This window comes from Bartonella sp. AP58NXGY, assembly GCF_042195785.1.
GTDB lineage: Bacteria > Pseudomonadota > Alphaproteobacteria > Rhizobiales > Rhizobiaceae > Bartonella.
The window spans coordinates 1-707 of sequence record NZ_JBHIOY010000257.1 but is presented as its reverse complement, the minus strand read 5'-3'; the positions used below and the strand labels follow the sequence as shown (position 1 = coordinate 707).

At 46.8% G+C, this 707-nt stretch carries 2 pseudogenes; both read left to right on the top strand.

The window, feature by feature from the left end:
- Nucleotides 1-174 (top strand): annotated as a pseudogene (locus ACFINC_RS10810) (UDP-N-acetylglucosamine 1-carboxyvinyltransferase); the annotation flags it as partial.
- Between the two features lie 113 nt (nucleotides 175-287).
- Nucleotides 288-707, top strand: a pseudogene (locus ACFINC_RS10805) (UDP-N-acetylglucosamine 1-carboxyvinyltransferase); the annotation flags it as partial.

Sequence of the window (707 nt, the reverse complement as noted above, 5' to 3'; positions counted from 1 at the left end):
GGCGCCCCCGTGATGGCGACGGATTTGCGCGCTTCTGTTTCTCTGGTGATTGCGGCATTGGCAGCAAAGGGCGAAACAATCGTTAATCGTGTTTACCATCTTGATCGTGGCTTTGAGCGGTTGGAAGAAAAATTAGCCCGATGTGGGGCGAAAATTCAACGGATAACGGCGTGATCTTATCCCAAGAACATGGCTTGAATGTCTGTTGTTTGGAGGGGGCATTCAGGCATGTTTTTAGGTGCGCTGTGAGAGGCGGTGATAGCGGGGAATCCCATGAAACAGAAGAGGTGGCAATAGTGGGGGGTGATGTCTTTTTTGAAAAATGCTAATCCTCATCATCTCACAATAGTGCTGAAGGTTTTACAAAAAACAGGGCTTGAGATTCACATGAGAGCCTCAAGGAATTCACGTGAAGCGAAATCCAAAAAACACAAAAATTATGCCGGTTGATATTAAAACAGGACCATATCCTGCTTTTCCAACGGATCTCCAAGCGCAGTTTATGGCGCTGATGACACGGGCTGAAGGCATTTCCCATATCACGGAGACGGTTTTTGAAAATCGTTTTATGCATGTTCAAGAACTTAATCGTTTAGGGGCAGAGATAAAACTCGATGGTGAGAGAGCAACTGTCTATGGAAAGGAGAAGTTGCAAGGCGCCCCCGTGATGGCAACCGATTTGCGCGCTTCTGTTTCTCTGGTAATTG